The following is a 16,924-nucleotide window of genomic DNA, read 5'->3' as shown; positions in this document are numbered from 1 at the left end:
CGCATCCTAACCGCAAGAGGTGAAAAGAATGCAGAATCTTGAGGATTACACGCCGGAAATGCTCGTATTTTATCAAAACCTGCCGGCTCCCGTACAAAATGCCGTACGCCACGCGGATGTGGAGCTGGAGGATCTGGACAGCCTGGCTGTATTTGCTGAAAATCTGGCCAAGCTGTACGACGGCGGACGCAGAACGGAGGGCTGAGCATGCTTTTGGATGAATATTACCGCGCGGACCCGGAATTGCGGGATGTGTGGATCGCGCTGCCCGGAACGGTGCGCGCGCAGATCCTGCAATGGGACGCGCGTGTGACGACGAAGGGCGAGCTGCAGAAGCTGGCCGAGGGCTTTGCGCATCATCTGTAAAGCGCCGGTACGCTCTGCGCCGTTTTCAGGCCGTTCCGCAGGGCTTTTCTGGAAAAGAGAGCCCGCGGGGCGGCCTGCTTTGTCTTTTTGTGGAGAAAAGCAGTAAAAAGCGTATCTATTTTGCCGGTTTTGACTTGCGGCCGCGCAATTCCCCGTTTATAATAAAAAGAAAAAATCTCTGCACCTTTTGCGGGGAACAAGAGGGATGCGTGTACCATGAAAATTTCTACCCGGGGGCGCTATGCGCTGCGCCTGATGCTGGATCTGGCACTGGCGGACCCTGAGGAGTACTGTTCGGTCAAAAGCATTGCTGCGCGTCAGCAGATCAGCGAAAAGTATATGGAGCAGATCATCTCACAGCTTGTAAAAGCGGGCTTTGTGCGCAGCGTGCGCGGCGCACAAGGCGGTTACCGATTGGCCTATGCCCCCGAGAAATACACAGCGGGGCAGATCCTGCGGCTGACGGAGGGCGACCTTGCTACGGTAGCGTGCCTTGCACAGGACGCGCCGGAATGCCCGCGGGCGGAGCAGTGCGCCACGCGCTGGCTGTGGGAACAGATGGATGACGCGGTGAACGATGTGTTGGACAGGGTGACACTGGCCATGCTTGCCGAGGTGAGCCGGCAGCGGGGCAACCCGGAATGTGTGCTGTGACGCGCCGGATAAAAACCGTAAGTTTTTTGTAAGGCTTTCGGCAGCAGGATCGTTCTTTTTCTGTGGTTTAATAGAACCATGGAATGAAGCCGCACCCGATGCGGTGAAGAGAAAGGGGCGTTCGCTGTGCCGGGGCAGAAAACCCATGCGCGCCGTCCGGTTCAATGGCTGTATTTGCTGGTTGGCTGCGCTGCATTGGCGGCAGCTTTCACACTGTGGATGACTCATTAATCTTTGACGGGAAATTCAAACAGACGGAACATCGCCCGCGCGGTATTTTGCCGCGCGGGCGACGCCATATTCTGCCGCGCTTGAGAAAGCGGCGCGGATGTGGTAAACTAAAACATAGTTTACAGCCTGTTTTTATTACAAGGGCCTGGTTCAACGGGCCGCATGCCCCAAAACAGCACAGACAGGAGGGACGAGAAATGCGTTCGTTTGAATCGCGTGAAGATTATCTGGAGGCGATCCTGGTGCTCCAGAATGAAAAAGGGGCGGTACGCAGCATTGACATCGCCGCAAAGCTGGGGTTTACAAAGCCCAGTGTGAGCCGGGCCATGGGCCTTTTGCGCGGTGCGGAATACATCACGGTGGACCGGGACGGCTTCATCCGTCTGACAGAGACGGGCCGCGCGGCGGCGGAGAGCGTGTATGAGCGTCACCGCCTGTTGACGGACTGCCTGATTCGTTTGGGTGTCTCGCCCGAGACAGCGGCCGAGGACGCCTGCCGTGTGGAGCATGTCATCAGTGCGGAGAGCTTTGAAAAAATTAAGGAATATGCCGCGCGGATACCGGAAAAATAATGCAGCTCCGTAAGGTAAATCAAAAGCCGCTTTCCCTCGCGAGGGAAAGCGGCTTTTTCTGGCGGCTTTGCGCAGCAAAGCAATCCATGCGGCCACATGAGCCAGAACGGCACACCGCTTGGAGTCCAAGCGCCCGGAGATGCGTCAAAAACAGTAGTGCAGCGGCTGTCTTTGCACGACTTACAGGAACAACGGCGCGAAACGGGCTGCGGGCTCAGGATGTCCCAGCAAAAACCCCTGAAGATAATCCGCGCCGAAAGGCTGCAAAGCGGCAAGCTCGGCCGTAGTTTCTACGCCCTCCACACACACGCGGATGCCTACACTGTGGCAAAGCTCCACCATCAGGTGTACGAAAGAGTGGTCGAAAGCACTGCCGCACAGCCCCTGTACAAAGCTCCGGTCAATTTTCACGATGTCGACAGGGGCGTGCTTGAGGACGCTGAGGGAGGAATAACCCGTTCCGAAATCGTCCATGGCCACACGCAGCCCCAGGCCGCGCATCTGTGCCAGAAGTCCCGAAAGCCGTTCCAGATTCGGCGCGAGATAGCTTTCCGTCAGTTCCACGATGATATGCTCCGCGCTCACGCCCTCTTCGCGCAGCGTTTGGGCCAGATATTCCACCAGGGTCGGGTCCTCCAGCTGCAGGCAGGAGAGATTGACAGCCATGCTGAACGCCGGATACTCATCCAGAAAAACCGCGCACTGGCGCACCGCCTGCCGAAAGGCCCAGCGGCCGAAGGAAAGGATCATGCCGTTCTTTTCCAGCAGTGCGATGAACTCACCGGGCGGCACACTGCCGAACCGCGCACACTGCCAGCGGCTTAGTGCCTCTGCGCCGCAAAGGCGCCCGTCCGGCGAAAAGACAGGCTGGTAATGCAGAGAAAAACCATTGCAGCCGTTTTCGATGCTTTCCCGCAGAAGCTCCGTCAGCTCCATGGCTCGCTCAGCCGGGCCGAGAATGGCGGACGAAAATACCTCCATGCGGTTCTTCCCGTGGCGCTTGGCGTGGTCCAGCGCAGAGCTGGCGCACTTCAGCAGGCCCAGATAGGTGGTGCCGTCGTGCGGGGCAAAGGCACATCCGCAAGACAGCGTACAGAAAAATTTACTGCCGTCAAAGGTTTGCTGTGTGCTGAAGGCCTGCTGCACAGCACCGAAATAGCCTTGGACAGCACGCAATGTGCCGCCGCGCAGGACGACCCCGAATTCATCGCCGTCCAGCCGAAAAACTGTGCCCCCCGGAGGAGCGAGCGTCTGCAGTTTTTGGCAGACGATACGGATGACCTCATCCCCAAACAACCGATTGTACAGGCCGTTGATGCGTTTAAGGCCGTCGATGCCGAACAACAGCACGCACACACCTTCGCGGGGCTGGGCGTCCAGCAGGCGGCGCACCTCGTGCTCAAATTCGAATTTGTTAAATACGCCCGTCAGGTGGTCCACTTTGTTCTTTTTTCCCAAGTTGGTGATGATACCCGCAAACAATACGGGTTCGCCGCCCGCGTCGCGCTCCAGGTGCCCGCGGCAGCGCATCCAAACCCATTCGCCGTGGCGGTTACAGGCGCGGTATTCGACACAATGGCTGTCGGCACGGCCGTCCGTGATTTCCTGGTTGGCTTCCAGAAACGCCTGCTTGTCGTTGGGATGCACCTTCGCACCCCAGACGGCCGCCGCGTTGGCAATGACGCGGCCGGGCAGGTCAAACTCGTCCACCATGGCCTGGGGATAACAAAAAACGCCGGTTTTCATGTTGCAGACGTAGACATAGTCGTCGGTACTCTGCACCAGAGCGTCCAGCAGATAAATCGTATCATAGGTGAAGTCCACGCCGGGGCTGCGCTGTGGGGAATGCAGCAACGCGTACTGGGCGTTGGCGATGTGGAGACGCCGCTTTTTTTCGTGGAGCTTTTCATCCACGTCGCTTAATAGCTGTGCGACGGAGCGCGCGGGACCGTTCGGCTCCGGCGTTAAAACGCCGAAGGAAAACGCGTCCGCCTGCTCGGACAGCGCCTGGACTCCATGCAGGGCTGCCAGCGCTGTATTCATACGCTGTACCGCCTGCTCTCGTGGTGCGCCGCGCATCAGCGCCAGAAATTCATCTCCGCTCAGGCGGCAGAGCACATCGCCTTCCTGCAGCACGCCGCGCACTGCCTCTGCAATGGAAACGAGCAGCTGGTCCCCGGCAGCATGCCCGAAATGGTCATTGGCCTTTTTCAGGTCGTTCACATCAAACATGCAAAGCGAGAAAGGTTCGCCTGTTCGGGCGCATGCAGCGGCCATCTCCGCCAGCGCGGCCTTTCCCGCGCGTCGGTTCAGCGCGCCCGTCAGTTCGTCGGTGGTTGCCGCAATGGAGAGCTTATGGTATTCCGTTACGTCCAGCGAATGCTGAAAGTGGACGAGCCGGCCATCGTGCCATTGAATCAGGCTGTCGAAGTTTTCATAGATGCAGCCGTTGCTGGTATTATGTTCCTCCCAGCGGAGCGGTGCTGCGGAAGGGCCGTCCCGCAGCAGACGCGGCACGGGGCAGAAGGGACAGCGCTCGCTCATCCCTTTTTGAAGCACCTGCCAGCAGATTTTTCCCTCCGGCTCCACAAGGCCGAACTGCTTTTTCATGCCGCTGTTCATGAACAGGATCTCGTCCGTGTCCACATCGGTGATATAAACGCCTGCGTTCATCTGGTTCATGATCCTGTCCAGAAGCCAAACACCGGAGTCGTGAGTGGAGTTCTCGCGGGGCGTATCCATCATAAGCCAGCCTCCTTTTTGGCACAAGTGTGCCATAAAATTCGGTCCATGACGGCGCACGGGGGAGTGCGGCAACTGGGGAAAAGGCATGCACAGTCATAAATAAGGTACCGTTCGTGCCATTATAACATTTTTGATGCCTTCATGTCAGCACTTTCGGGGAATTTAGCAGAAAGTTATCGGAAACAGCAGGCATGCAAAACAGGCCGTCCCCGGGACGGCCTGTTTTGCGTTGTGAGAAACACCACAAAAGAAGAATAGGATGGAATGGAGTAAGCAAAAAGGAGGGGCACGCGCCGCGCGTCACACCCGGCAGAGGGAGCGGGCGCGTGCCAGCGTTATGTCATGGCCCGGTGTTTGCGGGCCGGGCCACCTTAAAGAAGGGACAGCGCCTTGCCGAGAGCGGTGCATTCCGCCAGAGCGATGTCGTCGGGCGCCTCGTTCACTGTCAGACCCTCGCCGCACAAAACCGCCCCCGCGGCCGCGCAGCGGTCCTGCCAATCGCGCATCCACTGTCCGTCGCCCCAGCCGTAAGAGCCAAAGAGGGCGATTTTTTTGCCGGAGAGCAGAGGTTCAAGCTCGGTAAAGAACGGCTCGAACACACTTTCTTCCAGCACCTCGGCGCCCATTGCAGGACAGCCCAGCGCCAGTTTATCGTATTGCGCCGCATCTGCGGCACGAACGCTGTCTGCCGAAAAGAGCGCGGCGTCCTCGCCGGCGCCGTTCAACCCGTCCAGAACGGCCTGCGCCATTGCTTCGGTATTGCCCGTCCCGGACCAATAGATCACTGCGGATTTGCTCATAAAAACACCTCTCCGTGATTAGAATTGATAAAGCGGGGCGTTCAGCCTGCGGCGAGCATTTCGCCAAGTGTCAGCCCGCTGGACGCCATAGCCAGATACCGTTTGCGGCAGGCGGCGTATCGACGAAACAGATGCTGTGCCTGTTCTACGTCGCCGTATACCTTCCAGCAGCCGGAACAGCGATACTCCGCGCCGCCTGCTGCGATGAACCCGGTGACATCTTCCAAAGGATAACCCAGGAACAAGCCGATCTCGTGGGGGAAACCGCCTGCTTTTGCACTGCGCATCCGCCGCGAAAGCTCATCCAGCAAACGTCCCGTCCCCATTGAAACGGGATAGCCGCACGCCTGCAAAAAAGCGCGCCGTTCCGGCTGGCGCAGGCTTTCCCGCAACAATGCAGGGCGGTAGACCATGATAACAAGATGCCGACGGCAGCCACACAAAACGCGCAGACGCAGGCCGTTGCCGGAAAACAGGCTGCGGCACGAAGAAAGCTCCGTTTGCCAGCCCGGGATGTTTTCCTTATGCAGCGTAAAGATGCAGGCAGGTTTTACGCCCGAAAGCGTTGGCGCGCAATGTGTGCACAACAACGAAAGAAATGCGTCGCTCAAAATTCCACCTCCGGGAGCACAGCTCTGGTTAGCTTTAACTAACCAGAGCTGTGAAAAGAAGCGGCCGAAGCCGCAAATTTTCAACAGCGTGAGGTTAGCGTTAACTAACTGATGCTATAATAACATATGACGGATGAACTGTCAAGCGTTTTTTGAAAAAATTGAAAGAACGGATACCGGGAAGGATGCGCCACGGATGCCGGGAAGAAATACGCATATCCGTCAGCCGCGGGCGCCGGAGGCGTGAAGTCGTTCCCGGCGCTTGAGGTCCGGCCAGACGGTGAGCAGCATCGTAACAAAGCATGCGCCGCCGCCCAGAAAATTAGAGATAGGTTCCGCAAGAAAAACACCGTTGACACCCAGACCAAACCTTCCCGGCAGCCACAGCGTCAGTGGGATGACGATGACAGCCTTGCGAAGCAGCGAGAAAAAAACAGCCTGTCTGGCACGTCCAAGCGCCGTGTTGGTGGACTGTCCGGCAAACTGCAGTGCCATCATAAAAAATCCGAAAAAATAAACGTGCATGGAGGGAGCGCCGGCGGCCAGCAAGGCGGGGTCTGAAGTAAACAGGCGGATAAACGCCTGCGGGAACAAAAACAGGCACAGCCATACGGCGGCTGTGTACCCAACGCAGACCGCACTCATGAATTGAATGCCGGAACGCACGCGTTTGTATTCGCCTGCGCCAAAATTGAAGCCGATGACGGGCTGCGCGGCATTGGTAATGCCCATGACGGGCGTTGTGGTAATCTCCCGCACCGAGTTGAGTACCGTCATCACACCCACATAAACATCGCCGCCCCAGCGCTGCAGCGTGGCGTTGCACACCACCTGCACCGCGCTGTTGGTGGCGGACATGATGAAGCCCGAAAGGCCCAGGGCGCAGATCTCGCCCACCAGCTTCCAGCGCACGCGCATGGAAGACGGACGCAGGCGCAGCAGCGCTTTTTTGCCGCAGAGAAACGCCACGGCCCACAGCGCCGAGAGAAACTGTGAGATCACCGTTGCCAGCGCGGCGCCCTGTACGCCCATGCCCAGCGCAAAAATAAACACCGGGTCCAGAATGATATTCACCACAGCGCCCAGCAGTACCGTGATCATGCCCATGCTGCCGAAGCCCTGGGCGTTGATGAAATTGTTCATGCCAAGCCCCAGCATCACGAACACAGTGCCGCACAAATAAATGGTGAGGTAGCCGTCCGCATAGGGGAAAGTGGCATCACTGGCGCCGAACAGATACAGCAGCGGTTTTTTGAACGCGAGCACCAGCGCCGTGAGCACAAGGCCTGTGCCCAGCAGCATGGTAAAGGTGTTGCCCATAATATCTGCGGCGTGGGCGTCGTCGCCCCGGCCCCGTGCGATGGAGAAAAGCGGTGCGCCCCCTGTGCCGAACAGATTGGCAAACGCAATGACGATGGACAGGATGGGGAAGGTGACGCCCACGCCCGTAAGCGCCGCTGAGGACGCGCCCGGGATGTGGCCGATGTAGATGCGGTCCACTACGTTATACAAAACGTTAATGAGCTGCGCCACTGTAAGCGGCAGCGCCAGGGAAAGAATGTTGGCCGACACCGAGCCTTTCGAAAAATCGCTTTGCTGTTTGATTCCTGCAGCCGTTTCGGACACCTGCTTTCGAAAAAATTTTGTACGCGGGCGGGGATATGCCGCGCATCGGCGCATGAAATGCGCGCGGCCGCGCAAGCGGCGGGTTTGAGGTTATTATAACAGGACGCCGCGAAGCGGCTACAACAAAATTGCAGTGGCAAAGCCGCTGAAATTTTGCATGGTTCAATGTTCTCAAACCCATGCGCGACGGCGCATCGGCGCATGAAATGCGCGTAGCCGCGCAAGCGGCGGGTTTGAGGTTATTATAACAGGACGCCGCGAAGCGGCTACAACAAAATTGCAGTGGCAAAGCCGCTGAAATTTTGCATGGTTCAATGTTCTCAAACCCATGCGCGACGGCGCATCGGCGCATGAAATGCGCGTAGCCGCGCAAGCGGCGGGTTTGAGGTTATTATAACACACATCAGGCTGGAGCTGTACCTGATTTCCTAAACTCCAGCCCGACTGCCACAGGAGTCCCAAAAGCTGAGGGGCAGCAAAAAACGCGCGCGGAATTGCGCGCGCGAAATAAGAAGAAAGAGAGACTTATTCCGGGCCGAAGCGCCGCGCGGCCCGCCGCAATAACAATGTGACGGCGCAGCCCGTGCACAGCCACAGCAGCAGGACGGCAGGCAGAGCCAGGAGTGAACTGTAACTTGTCATATGACCGATAAAAAAGAAAGCGGCGTCCACTGTAAACGCACAGGGCACAGGCGCCAGAAGCCAGACGGCCAGAGCGTAAAAACGACAGCGTGCAGCGGGAATGGGCGCCGCAAGAGCCTCATATACTACGCATCCGGCGATCTGCAGCACAAGGCCAATGCAGACGGGCAGCAGCGCCTGGTATTCCCGCCAGCCGAGAACCGCACACAACAAACCGGCCAGCATCAGCCCAAATGCGGCGGCCCGCCCGGTTCCGGAGCCTTGGGAGACAGGGAAAGGCCTCGCAGAGCCGGTCAATTCCGGTGGAATGGATGAAAAACAGTCCAGTTCGTCTAGCAGGAGCGCGTCGGTGGAGACACCGAGCACGCGGCTTAGCTGTACGATTTTGTCCAGCTCCGGCATCGCGCCGCCTGATTCCCATTTGCTGACAGCTTGGCGTGAAACACCCAACGCTTCGCTCAATTGCTCTTGGGACAGCCCGGCGCGCTTGCGTAAAGCCGCGATTTTTTCGGATAATGGCATAAAGAAAGCACGTCCTTTCGGTTGATGTCTTTTTCAGTATACCCCTGTGTGCGGTTGCAGGCTATGGACTGAGCTTTGCACTTTGTCAACCGCAGGTTGCACAGGGCATAAAATAAATATCCCCCGGCAAAGCCGGGGGTTTTTTCATATGCGGGCATAGCCCTAGAATACTAGCACGCGCGTCACGTCGCGCAAGTACGGTCTGCCAGCCGCGAAAGTTCCGTTACTTGCCGCCCGTAAACGGGCACTTTAGAAGTTTGGCATGGTCAGCTGCTCTCCTGCTTTGTCCTGCTCGTACTGACATTGGATATACTCCTGTATCTTCTTTGCATTTTTCCCTGCCGTGTCCACATAGTACCCACGGCACCAGAATTCCCGGTTCCGGTATTTCTATTTTTGCTCCGGGAACTTCTCGTACAGCATCAGGCTGCTTTTTCCTTTCACCTACCCCATGAAACTTGCTACTGCTATCTTTGGCGGTATCTCGATCAGCATGTGGATGTGGTCCGCGCATACCTCCGCTTCGATAATCTTGATCCCTTTCCAATTGCACAGCGTCCTCAGAATGCTTCCAATTTCTCTTCTTTTCTCTCCGAAGAACACTTTCCTTCTGTATTTTGGCGCAAACACTACATGATATTTGCAATTCCAACTGCTATGCGATAAACTATTTACGTCGTTCATTTTCGAATGTCCTCCCTTTGCTTGCTTGTGCAGTTCGCAGACCGCACTTCCAGTATAGCAAAGGGAGTTTTTCTTTTCCCATTATCGACATTAGCCTTCTTTTGAACCACTCGCCTAGCGAGTGGTTTTCGACATACAAGAAAAAGCCGGGTGTGTGCCCGGCTTTCAGACTGTCGAAAAAGGCAAAGAAGTGAAAGAAAAGTCCGGGGAACAAGCTTGAAAAGGGGGGGAGCCCCCCCTTTTTTCATTTAAAATAACTCCGCGACGCCCCGCAGGGCCAGTGCCGAGGCGTGCAGAGCGAAGCGGCCGCCGAAGGCCGCCGTGCGCGGGGAACGGGGCCAAGGGACCTGTTGGTAGGCAACTTGGCGTGTGCCCGGCTTTAAAGTGGCACGTGCAGTCAGATATAAGCTGCTACGCAGTTTCGCCCTTCGTGTTTTGCCTCATAAAGCGCCTTGTCCGCGCGGGACAGCAGATCTTCCAGGCGGGGCGCATTTTCCGCCTCTGTGGTAGCGGCGCCGATGCTTACGGTGATGCAGCCCTGTGGCAGGTCGCCGCGGGGATATCCGCAGCGTTCCACCGCCGCGCGCAGCGTTTCCCCGGCCTCCAGTACCTGCGCGCGGCTGCAGGAGAACAAGCAAATGAAAAATTCCTCGCCGCCGAACCGAACGGCGACACCTTCGCGCCCCTCCATAAACTGCCGGATGACCGCCGCAATACGCTGCAGACATTCATCACCTGCAAGATGGCCGTATGTATCGTTGAACTGCTTGAAAAAATCGATGTCCACCATCATGGCGGAGACGGGCGGCATTTCGTTCCATCGGTCGTCCAACGGCAGACGTTCCAGCGAACGGCGGTTTTTCATCCCCGTCAGTTCGTCCGTGTGCGCCATTTGATCCAGCTGGACATTCATACTGCGGATGTCGGCGTTCTGCTGCTCGATGATGATCTTGGCGTAACGGGACGAGACCTTACTGCGGTAAAACCAAAGAGAGATGAAAAAAGCGCCCAGTGTGACGAAGCAACTGTTGACCGCATTGCTGTAAAAATTATCCGGTCCGGCAGGCGTATAGGGCAACAGCAGGTTTAAAAACAGGCAATTCCCGGTAAAGATAAGCGCGGACTGCCAGGGCTGCAGCACGGTGAGGGCTGCGGCAGAAAGCGTGACGTAAGTAAAAACGCTCAGGCTGTTGCCGCCGAATTGGTCCAAAAGCGTGACGCACGTCCCCCACAGACACAAAAAAGCGGTGTAAAATGTCTGCAGCGGTAAAAAAAACGTGTCCAGGCACGGCCTGCGGCGGCGCATCAGAAATACGATCAGCAGCAAAAACAGCAGCGTTACCGAAAACAGTGTTACGTACAGCCACCAATATCCTTGTCGGCGGAGAGAGGCGAACGGCCCACCTTTGCGCAGCAGCGAGAGCACCATCATCACAGCTTGAAAAGCGAGGATGAGCAGTGCGCTGAAAATGCCGGGGCGCAGGCTGCTTTGTACGATATCCTGTTCAATGTGCACGCGGTATCGGTCCTCCAGCGGAAAACCGAGCCAGCGGCGCAATTTTTGTAATGTCATAGTACGCTCCCATTTCGGACAGTTGTTTGGGTATAAGGTATTCATTATCATAGCACAGCCGCAGTGCCGATGCAAGAAAGGCGCGCGGGAGAGCTTCACAGCACAGGAGACAGGAGCGCTTTTTGCCAGGCAAAGAAGAGACGGGCAACAATAATACATTAAAAAACATTGCACAGGCGTTGCCACAGCACAGGGAAAAAGGTACAATAAAAATATCGGCCCGCGCAGCAGTACAGGCCGTGAAACACACGATGCGACCGCCGGGCGGCGCTTTTGGCGCCGTGTGAGCCCCGGCGGCCGGGAATAAGAAATTTCACAAGGAGGCATCCCATGGAATTCGACCCGAAATGGCTGACAGACCCGCAGGTGTTTCAAGTGAACCGTCTGCCGGCTCATGCATCTTATATGGTGCGGGGCGCGGACGGCGCGCCGCTGGAGCAGACGCTGGACGGCGCGTGGAAGTTTTTTTATGCACAGACGCCGGGCGCCTCTCCGCAGGAATTTTACAGGGAGGGATATGACGTTTCCGGCTGGGACGAAATCGCGGTGCCGGGCTATATCCAGCTTCAGGGCGGCGGGAAGTACGGTACGCCCCATTATGTCAATACCCAATATCCCTGGGACGGCCACGAGAGACTGGAGCCTCCTGCCGTGCCGGAGCGGTATAATCCTGTGGGATGCTATGTGCGCGGTTTTGCTGTGCCCCAAAGCTGGGATGGCCCTGTTTGCGTGCGCTTCGACGGCGTGGAAACGGCGTTTGCGGTATGGTGCAACGGCGTGTTCATCGGTTACAGTGAGGACAGCTTCACACCCGCGGAATTCGACCTCACGCCAGCTGTGCACCGGGACGGCGAAAACCGCCTGGCAGTGCGCGTATACCGCTTTTCCTCCGCAAGCTGGCTGGAGGACCAGGATTTCTGGCGCATGTCCGGTATTTTCCGCAGTGTGGCGCTGTTCACGAAAGCGCAGACCCATCTGGCGGACCTGTGGGTCAAGCCGCAGCTTTCAGAAGATCTTGCTGCGGGTACGCTGCGTGCGGAGCTGAAGCTGGAGGGAATGTGCGTGGGCGAGGCGACGCTGACGCTGGACGGAAAAACGGTGCTGGCCCCTGTGACGGGCGGGCATGCGGTGTTGGAGCTGCCCGTGGAACGCCCGCGTCTGTGGAGCGCCGAGGCGCCGGAGCTTTACACCTATGAGGTAACGCTTACCGACGCGGCCGGCCATCTTCTGGAGACCGTGCGCGGAAAGGCCGGCTTCCGCAGGTTTGAGCTGCGGGACGGCCTGATGCTGCTCAACGGCAGGCGCATCGTGTTCAAGGGCGTGAACCGCCATGAGTGGAACTGCCGCACGGGCCGAGCCGTAACGATGGAGGATATGGTGAGCGATGTGCGGGCCATGAAGCAGAACAATATCAACGCCGTGCGCACCAGCCATTATCCCAACCGCACGGAATGGTATGACCTGTGCGACGAGTACGGCCTTTATGTGATCGACGAGACGAACCTGGAGACGCACGGCACGTGGCAACGGCCGGACGGAGCGGAGAGCGCGCTTCCCGGCGACAGGCCGGAGTGGCTGGGCGCTGTGCTTGACCGGGCAAACAGTATGCTCCAACGGGATAAAAACCATGCCTCTGTGCTCATCTGGAGCTGCGGCAACGAGAGCTTCGGAGGCAGGGACATCTACGAAATGAGCCGCTTTTTCCGCGAAACGGACCCCACCCGGCTGGTGCATTACGAGGGAGTGTTCCATGACAGGCGTTACCCTGATACCAGCGATATGGAGAGCCAGATGTATACCCCGGCCGCTGATGTGGCCGCTTTCCTTGAAAAACATCCGGAAAAGCCCTTTATTATGTGCGAATACATGCATGCCATGGGGAATTCCTGCGGCGCGATGGACCGTTACACCCGTATGACAGACGTCATCCCTCAATATCAGGGCGGATTTATCTGGGACTGGGTGGACCAGGGGATTGAAACGGACAACTGCTTGGGCGAACGCTGCCTCGCCTGCGGCGGAGACTTCGGAGACCGCCCGTCGGATTTTGAATTCGTGGGAAACGGCCTGCTGTTCGCCGACCGCACGCCCACGCCAAAACTTGCCCAGGCGAAGGGCTGCTACCAGGATTTCGATATCCTGCCCGACGAGACGGGCGTTACCGTGAAAAACAAATCCCTGTTCACGGATACGGCGGACTATGTGCTGCTGGTGGAGCTGACGAAGAATGGCGCGCGGGTGAAAAGCAGCGAATGCAGCCTGCAGGCTGTTCCCGGCGAGACGGCGCGCGCGGAGCTGCCCTTTGCCGTTCCGCAGGCGCCGGGCGAGTATACCGTGGATGCGTCGCTGTGCCTGCGGGAGAATGCCCGTTGGGCCGCGAAGGGCCATTGTGTGGCCTTCGGGCAGTGGCATATTTCCCGGAAGGCGCCGGAAAAGCCCTGTACGCTGCCGGTCACGCTGGTGGAGGGCGACTGCAATATCGGCGTTCACGGCAGAGATTTCAGCCTGCTGTTTACGAAGAACGCTCAGGGCAGCGTTATCTCGTATCGCTGGAAAGGCCGCGAACTGCTGCAGCGCCCCATTGCGCTCAACTTCTGGCGCGCGCCGACCGACAACGACACCGCCGCGGGTATGGAGCTTGCGCACCTGCCCTTCAAAACGGCCGGGCTGTATGCAAAACTGCGCAGGGCAAAGGCAGAGACGGACGGGACGTCCGTGCGCATCCACGCAAAGTATGCGCTTCCCGGCGGCGCGCGGGCAAATGTCACCTATACCATCACAGGGGATGGAAAGGTGGAGGCTGCGCTGAAATGGAAAGGAAAGGCCGTGGAGAGCGTGCCGGAATTCGGCCTGATGCTGACACTGCCTGCCGAGTACCGCAACGTTGCCTATTACGGTATGGGACCGGGCGAGACGTATTCGGATTTTACCAGCGGCGCACACATGGGGCTGTTCGGCTTTGACGCACACACGGCGCTGCAGCCTTATTTCAACCCGCAGGAGAGCGGCGCGCGCACAGGCGTGCAGGCTGCCGCCGTTACCGACGCCGCGGGCTTCGGGCTGTGCCTTGCCGGGAATGGCTTTATGCTCAGTGCGCTGCCGTATACTCCGCACGAAGTGGAGAACGCCCGCCGCCAGTACGAGCTGCCGCCAAAGGTCAAAACCGTGGTACGCTGTGCAAAAGGGCAGCTGGGCGTTGCGGGCGACAACACCTGGGGCGCCGGACCCCATGCCGAATACCATGTGGCGCTGGAGAAGGGCGAAACCTTCCGCTTCACTTTTGGCGGCATGGGCGGCAATGGATGAGCCGGCCGGTGGCCGGAAAGAATAAAAAAGGAGAAGGGCGGCCGCGGGCGGCCGTGAAAAAGACCAATGAAAAAACCATCCTCCCGTACGATGACATACCTATGCCTGGCGCTGTTGCTGGTGCTGGCGGGGATTTTTTATCTGGTGAACCGCAATACCGGCGTACAGGCCAGCGACGACCCGCTGAGCGTCGGTATGGTAGAGCGCTGGAACGCCGCGCTGCCCGCGGGTTTTTCCAAGGAGTCTGCGGAGCATATTGCAGACGGCAGAGGTTACAGCTTTGCGAAGCTGACCTATGAAAAAGACGTGGCGGATATCCTGGCCAAATGGGAGACGCCCGCGGCGGATATGCAGGCGCGTTTTGACGCGGTGATCGACGCGCAGCTGGCGGATGCTTCTACCACACAGGCCGACGCGGCGCTCATTGAGGCGGCGCGCCCCACGCTGGATGAGAGCTGGGTGTGTTTCTCGCTCCAGAGCGAGGACGACCCGAATGATGTGATCCTGCTGGCATATCAGAGCGCTACGCATGTGATGATCGTGGCCGAGCAGCAGAAGTAATGAAGCAAAATCAAAGCGGCGGAACGAGGAGATGCGTTCCGCCGCTTTGATTTTTTCATATGTCTATAACGCTCGGCCCGGGCAGGCCGCTTTCGAAAACGGCCTGAGGTCATTTTGGGTTTTTCTTTTCATCCTGCTCCTGCGCTTTGCAGGCCATTTTCCAGCCCAGCACAATGAAGCCTGCCGCAATGGCGGCGCCGATGAGAAAAAATGCGAGTCCGATCATATACATTGCCTCCTGCGGATGTTTTACGCCGTATACCAGTATTTGCGGTCCAGATTCCGGTACTGCACGGCCTCGCGCACATGCTCTGCTTCGATGCGTTCGCTGCCCGCAAGGTCCGCGATGGTGCGGCTCACCTTCAGCACCCTGTCGTAAGCGCGGGCGGAAAGGCCCATGCGCTCAAAGGCGCCGCGCAGCACACGGTCGGCGTCCGGCGCAAGGCGGCATACGCGGCGCAGCATCGCGCTGGGAAGGCGCGCATTGCAGGTGACGCCCGTACCTTTATAGCGGGTGTCCTGCACGGCGCGGGCTGCCAGCACGCGCCGCAGGATCGCTGCGCTGCTCTCGCCGCTCGAATCTCCGGCAAGGTCGGCGTATTCCACGGGCGCGACCTCTACATGAAGGTCGATCCGATCTTATATAGGTCACGCGCTGACATAAAATATCCAAAAACTTGCAATAAAATGCAGAAAATTGACGTTGAACTGTATATTTATACTTAGTTATGCAAATAACGGCAAATGGAATTATTTGCCGTTTTTTGCATTTTATCCCATCAAATAAGACTTTGTAGCTATTAGTTAGTTATGACTATCTGAAATGGCCCTCAGAAACAGCAAATTAGTCTAATAAACTACTTTCGGAATAGCCCTAAAAACTGGTATAAAACAATCGCTTCTTTACCATGATATGCTAGTAGAACAACAAAGTATGGAGGGCGAAACAATGTCAACTAAAATGATAAGTAAGGCATCAATTATGGCTTATCTTCACCAACTGGAGTGTGACGAAAAAGCGTCGGCCACCATTGAGAAGTATCGGCACGACATCAATTTGTTTTATGAGTTTCTACCGGATGAAAAAGTCTTAACAAAAGAAGACGCAATTCGATATAAGCAATACTTGATTGAAAAAGGGTATGCTGCAACGAGTATCAATTCAATGCTGGTAGCAATGAATAGTTTCCTATCATATATTGGTGCGGCAGATTGCAGGGTTCGATTGCTTAAACAACAGCGTCGAATATTCTGTGAGATGGAAAAGGAACTTACTCGCGACGAGTATCTTCGTTTGGTCAGTGCTGCACAACGCAATGGAAATATGCGTCTAGCACTAATTCTGCAAACAATTTGTTCTACAGGAATCCGTGTCAGCGAACTGGAATATATCACGTTTTCAGCATTGAAGCGGCAGGAAGCGCAAGTACACTGCAAAGGTAAGATACGTAAAGTGCTGCTGCCAAAAACGCTTTGTACACGCCTTTTAGCATATTGCCGCGAACAAGATATACGCACAGGAAGTGTATTTGTGACCCATAAGGGTAAACCGATGAACCGTTCCAATATCTGGGCCGCGATGAAAAGGTTGTGTGCGCTTGCCGGTGTTGCGGCGCAAAAAGTGTTCCCACACAATCTTCGCCACCTTTTTGCCCGCACATTCTATAAGCAGCATAAAGATATTGTACGCTTGGCGGATGTTTTGGGACACAGCAGCGTGGATACAACAAGAATTTATACGTTAACTTCAGGAATTGAGCAGTTAGGTCAGTTAGCACGTATGCGTCTTTTGATTTAAAAACAAAAAACGCTCAGGAAAGAGCGGTGAATGTTACAGAATTTGCATTATGTTTATGTAACTTTCCTTATTATAGAGCCATTTTAGTAGCAGGTCAAGTCTTCTGTGCTTCAAAGACTACATAATTTGCATTATGTAGTTTAGTCACTCGTATCACCTGCCGTGACATGCCACATTATTATTAGCAACATTATACATTATAGGCCCTTCCCTCAATTCAGTCAACGAATATG

At 56.7% G+C, this 16,924-nt stretch carries 15 protein-coding genes and 1 pseudogene; 8 read left to right on the top strand and 8 right to left on the bottom strand.

All coding sequences use genetic code 11. From position 1 onward, the window contains the following. Nucleotides 1-28: 28 nt before the first annotated feature. From TQ39_RS20805 to TQ39_RS07755, 4 genes are all read left to right on the top strand, one after another. Nucleotides 29-205, top strand: a complete 177-nt coding sequence (locus TQ39_RS20805; RefSeq protein ID WP_009323599.1) for a hypothetical protein — start codon at nucleotides 29-31, stop codon at nucleotides 203-205. 2 nt (nucleotides 206-207) lie between these two features. Further along, nucleotides 208-366: a hypothetical protein gene (locus TQ39_RS20800; protein WP_156146242.1), complete on the top strand. Its 159-nt coding sequence runs from the start codon at nucleotides 208-210 to the stop codon at nucleotides 364-366. 216 nt (nucleotides 367-582) lie between these two features. Beyond that, nucleotides 583-1,020, top strand: a complete 438-nt coding sequence (locus TQ39_RS07760) for an RrF2 family transcriptional regulator (protein ID WP_009323601.1) — start codon at nucleotides 583-585, stop codon at nucleotides 1,018-1,020. 428 nt (nucleotides 1,021-1,448) lie between these two features. Beyond that, on the top strand, nucleotides 1,449-1,823 hold the full coding sequence (locus TQ39_RS07755; RefSeq protein ID WP_050005135.1) for a metal-dependent transcriptional regulator: 375 nt from the start codon (nucleotides 1,449-1,451) through the stop codon (nucleotides 1,821-1,823). Between the two features lie 180 nt (nucleotides 1,824-2,003). Here TQ39_RS07755 and TQ39_RS07750 read toward each other — a convergent pair whose 3' ends face one another. The 7 genes and pseudogenes from TQ39_RS07750 to TQ39_RS07715 form a co-directional block, all read right to left on the bottom strand. Then, a complete protein-coding gene (locus tag TQ39_RS07750) occupies nucleotides 2,004-4,568 on the bottom strand; it encodes a bifunctional diguanylate cyclase/phosphodiesterase (protein ID WP_050005134.1) in 2,565 nt (854 codons plus the stop codon). A gap of 371 nt (nucleotides 4,569-4,939) precedes the next feature. After that, nucleotides 4,940-5,368, bottom strand: coding sequence for a flavodoxin (locus TQ39_RS07745; protein ID WP_050005133.1), 429 nt, complete (start codon nucleotides 5,366-5,368; stop codon nucleotides 4,940-4,942). 41 nt (nucleotides 5,369-5,409) lie between these two features. Next, a complete protein-coding gene (locus TQ39_RS07740) occupies nucleotides 5,410-5,979 on the bottom strand; it encodes a DUF3793 family protein (protein WP_050005132.1) in 570 nt (189 codons plus the stop codon). 222 nt (nucleotides 5,980-6,201) lie between these two features. Next, nucleotides 6,202-7,584, bottom strand: a complete 1,383-nt coding sequence (locus TQ39_RS07735) for an MATE family efflux transporter (protein ID WP_050005154.1) — start codon at nucleotides 7,582-7,584, stop codon at nucleotides 6,202-6,204. Between the two features lie 546 nt (nucleotides 7,585-8,130). After that, nucleotides 8,131-8,769 carry a helix-turn-helix domain-containing protein gene (locus tag TQ39_RS07730; RefSeq protein WP_082052164.1) on the bottom strand — a complete coding sequence of 213 codons (639 nt, stop codon included), beginning with the start codon at nucleotides 8,767-8,769 and terminating at the stop codon, nucleotides 8,131-8,133. 223 nt (nucleotides 8,770-8,992) lie between these two features. Next, nucleotides 8,993-9,453 (bottom strand): annotated as a pseudogene (tnpA, locus tag TQ39_RS07720) (IS200/IS605 family transposase). A 397-nt stretch (nucleotides 9,454-9,850) separates the two neighbouring features. Beyond that, entirely contained in the window at nucleotides 9,851-11,026 is a 1,176-nt protein-coding gene (locus tag TQ39_RS07715) for a GGDEF domain-containing protein (RefSeq protein WP_050005129.1), read from the bottom strand. A gap of 122 nt (nucleotides 11,027-11,148) precedes the next feature. Here TQ39_RS07715 and TQ39_RS21215 point away from each other — a divergent pair, with 122 nt between their 5' ends. The 3 genes from TQ39_RS21215 (at nucleotide 11,149) to TQ39_RS07705 (ending at nucleotide 14,893) form a co-directional block, all read left to right on the top strand. Next, nucleotides 11,149-11,313, top strand: coding sequence for a hypothetical protein (locus tag TQ39_RS21215; protein ID WP_167541527.1), 165 nt, complete (start codon nucleotides 11,149-11,151; stop codon nucleotides 11,311-11,313). Nucleotides 11,314-11,356: 43 nt separating this feature from the next. Beyond that, nucleotides 11,357-14,332: a beta-galactosidase, LacZ type gene (gene lacZ, locus TQ39_RS07710; RefSeq protein WP_050005128.1), complete on the top strand. Its 2,976-nt coding sequence runs from the start codon at nucleotides 11,357-11,359 to the stop codon at nucleotides 14,330-14,332. Nucleotides 14,333-14,398: 66 nt separating this feature from the next. Then, nucleotides 14,399-14,893 carry a hypothetical protein gene (locus TQ39_RS07705; protein ID WP_050005127.1) on the top strand — a complete coding sequence of 165 codons (495 nt, stop codon included), beginning with the start codon at nucleotides 14,399-14,401 and terminating at the stop codon, nucleotides 14,891-14,893. A 249-nt stretch (nucleotides 14,894-15,142) separates the two neighbouring features. Here TQ39_RS07705 and TQ39_RS07700 read toward each other — a convergent pair whose 3' ends face one another. Next, a complete protein-coding gene (locus tag TQ39_RS07700) occupies nucleotides 15,143-15,499 on the bottom strand; it encodes a magnesium chelatase subunit ChlI family protein (protein ID WP_009323614.1) in 357 nt (118 codons plus the stop codon). A gap of 343 nt (nucleotides 15,500-15,842) precedes the next feature. On the opposite strand from TQ39_RS07700, the gene TQ39_RS07695 reads away from it, so the two are divergent. Next, complete coding sequence (locus tag TQ39_RS07695; RefSeq protein ID WP_009323615.1) at nucleotides 15,843-16,691, top strand: tyrosine-type recombinase/integrase; 849 nt, start codon at nucleotides 15,843-15,845, stop codon at nucleotides 16,689-16,691. Nucleotides 16,692-16,924 lie beyond the last annotated feature (233 nt).

The organism is Ruthenibacterium lactatiformans (assembly GCF_000949455.1).
GTDB classification, from domain to species: Bacteria; Bacillota; Clostridia; order Oscillospirales; family Ruminococcaceae; genus Ruthenibacterium; species Ruthenibacterium lactatiformans.
The sequence above is the reverse complement of the archived record's forward strand: the minus strand, read 5'-3'. Positions and strand labels throughout refer to the sequence as shown.

Excerpts from the sequence above, each read along its gene's own strand:
- TQ39_RS20805 (WP_009323599.1), top strand. The coding sequence starts at position 29 with ATGCAGAATCTTGAGGATTACACGCCGGAAATGCTCGTATTTTATCAA.
- TQ39_RS20800 (WP_156146242.1), top strand. The coding sequence starts at position 208 with ATGCTTTTGGATGAATATTACCGCGCGGACCCGGAATTGCGGGATGTG.
- TQ39_RS07760 (WP_009323601.1), top strand. The coding sequence starts at position 583 with ATGAAAATTTCTACCCGGGGGCGCTATGCGCTGCGCCTGATGCTGGAT.
- TQ39_RS07755 (WP_050005135.1), top strand. The coding sequence starts at position 1,449 with ATGCGTTCGTTTGAATCGCGTGAAGATTATCTGGAGGCGATCCTGGTG.
- TQ39_RS07750 (WP_050005134.1), bottom strand. The coding sequence starts at position 4,568 with ATGATGGATACGCCCCGCGAGAACTCCACTCACGACTCCGGTGTTTGG.
- TQ39_RS07745 (WP_050005133.1), bottom strand. The coding sequence starts at position 5,368 with ATGAGCAAATCCGCAGTGATCTATTGGTCCGGGACGGGCAATACCGAA.
- TQ39_RS07730 (WP_082052164.1), bottom strand. The coding sequence starts at position 8,769 with ATGCCATTATCCGAAAAAATCGCGGCTTTACGCAAGCGCGCCGGGCTG.
- TQ39_RS07715 (WP_050005129.1), bottom strand. The coding sequence starts at position 11,026 with ATGACATTACAAAAATTGCGCCGCTGGCTCGGTTTTCCGCTGGAGGAC.
- lacZ (WP_050005128.1), top strand. The coding sequence starts at position 11,357 with ATGGAATTCGACCCGAAATGGCTGACAGACCCGCAGGTGTTTCAAGTG.
- TQ39_RS07705 (WP_050005127.1), top strand. The coding sequence starts at position 14,399 with ATGAAAAAACCATCCTCCCGTACGATGACATACCTATGCCTGGCGCTG.
- TQ39_RS07695 (WP_009323615.1), top strand. The coding sequence starts at position 15,843 with ATGTCAACTAAAATGATAAGTAAGGCATCAATTATGGCTTATCTTCAC.